Below are 1,981 nucleotides of genomic sequence, written 5' to 3'. Positions count from 1 at the left end.
TGCCATCCTACCAAATCACCACCTCCCCGAAAGTTCGGTGGACGTCGATGCCAATCACCCGTCGCATTCGCACCTCCTGCCAATCAGACCACATGACGGGAGCTGCGGGCGACACGACAACTACGGATTCGCGCTCCCAGCGCAACCGGGCGAGTCGCAGAGGCGGCCAGCTACTAACTCGAGCTCTCAGCTCATCGTATGCATCGGCCTGCCCGCACATCGTGCTCCCGGTGCCTCTGTCCCGATGGTCGCACCATACGCCACGATGTAGAAAACCGCAGCGGAACGTTGGCACCGAGACATCTCATACCGGTTACCAACCCCATCGAAAGCACCTTCGCCACCGTGCGCCACCGCACCATCCGGTCGAAGGGTTGTCTGTCGAACGGGACCGCGCTCGCCATGGTCTTCAAACTGCTCGAGGCCGCGCAGAGAAGCTGGCGTCGTCTCGATGGCCACAACCAGTTGCCAAAACTCGTTGTCGGTGTGACATTCAACGACGGGATCGAGGTCATCGCCAAGCCGACCGACCGTCAGCCCATAACCGCCGCCGCCTGACCGGCTCCGGCCGTCACCAAAATTTGGCGATAGCTCGGCGTACTCCCCAGTGATGGTGTAGCTCGGTAGAGCAAAGCCGCCCGAACGCGCGCCCCCAAATAGCGCCGTAGCGGGCGGGCGGCTTTGCGGTGGTCACCGGCGATTCGCCGGTAGGATCGGGTTGCGACACGCCAACGCAACCGAGGAACCACCGATGACCGACGATATGATGAACCTGCGCACGCTCGTGGAGAAGACCCCTGATGCCGATCTGTTGCGCGAGATGATCGGCTTTGCGGCCCAAAGGCTGATGGAGATGGAAGTCGAGAGCCAGACCGGGGGCAGGCTACGGCGAGAAGAACCCCGAACGCCTGGCCCAGCGCAACGGTTACCGCGACCGGATCTGGGAGACCCGCGCCGGGGCTGTCGAACTTCGCATCCCCAAGCTGCGCAAGGGCTCCTACTTTCCGGGCTTCCTGGAGCCCCGCCGGATGGCTGAGAAGGCGCTCACCGTCGTGGTGCAGGAAGCCTATGTGCAGGGCGTCTCGACCCGCTCGGTGGACGATCTGGTGCAGGCGATGGGGATGAGCGGCATCTCCAAGAGCCAGGTGAGCCGGTTGTGCGGCGAGATCGACGACAAGGTGAAGGCGTTCCTCGGCCGTCCGATCGAGGGCAACTGGCCGTATCTGTGGATCGACGCTACCTACGTGAAGGTGCGCCAGAACGGCCGCATCGTGTCGGTCGCGGTGATTGTCGCGGTCGGCGTCAACAGTGACGGCCGTTCTCGGCATGGACATCGGTCCCTCCGAAGCCGAGACGTTCTGGACAGCGTTTTTGCGCAAGCTCGCCCGCCGTGGCCTGCGTGGTGTCAAGCTGGTCGTCTCCGACGCGCACGAGGGCATCAAGGCCATCGTCGCCAAGGTGCTCAACGCCAGCTGGCAGCGCTGCCGCGTGGGGTCGTTGAAAAAGCTGCAATTGGCTGATTCCGTTCTCGTCGGCGATTCGCGATCGGCGGAGCAAACGAGATGCTGGGCGCAAGGAGCGGGATCAGTTGGAGCTCTTCATCACTGGCTCGCTCAAACAGCTCGTCCCAGATTAGCAGCTGGCGCGGGTCGATCGTGTGCTCGACCTGTCCTGGCTAAGGGAAGAGGTCTCCGACTGCTATTGCGCGAACGACGGTCGGCCAGGCATCGATCCGGAAGCCGCGGTACGGCTGATGCTCGCGGGTCTGCTCACCGGCATCGTACGCGATCGCAAGCTGATGCGTGAGGCTCAGTGCGCATTCCAGGGATGGTGATCAGGTGTTCCAGGCGATGGTGATCACGGATTCCAGTGATCGCGATCAGGTGCGGAGGCGAACACGGCTGACGATTGCATCTGGGCTCGAAATAGTCTCCTCGTCAAGATTGGCGGGTTGGTTTGGAGATCGTCCCGGCGGTCCATG

General features: G+C 62.9%; 3 pseudogenes. All 3 read left to right on the top strand.

Annotated elements, in window-relative coordinates:
• Positions 1–315 precede the first annotated feature (315 nt).
• Positions 316–558: pseudogene (locus tag IVB48_RS40560) on the top strand (IS256 family transposase); the annotation flags it as partial.
• Between the two features lie 193 nt (positions 559–751).
• Positions 752–1,491, top strand: a pseudogene (locus IVB48_RS40555) (IS256 family transposase); the annotation flags it as partial.
• A 46-nt stretch (positions 1,492–1,537) separates the two neighbouring features.
• Positions 1,538–1,813 (top strand): annotated as a pseudogene (locus tag IVB48_RS40550) (hypothetical protein); the annotation flags it as partial.
• Between the last annotated feature and the right edge of the window lie 168 nt (positions 1,814–1,981).

The organism is Bradyrhizobium sp. 76 (genome assembly GCF_023073025.1).
Classification (GTDB): domain Bacteria; phylum Pseudomonadota; class Alphaproteobacteria; order Rhizobiales; family Xanthobacteraceae; genus Bradyrhizobium.
The sequence above is the reverse complement of the archived record's forward strand: the minus strand, read 5'-3'. Positions and strand labels throughout refer to the sequence as shown.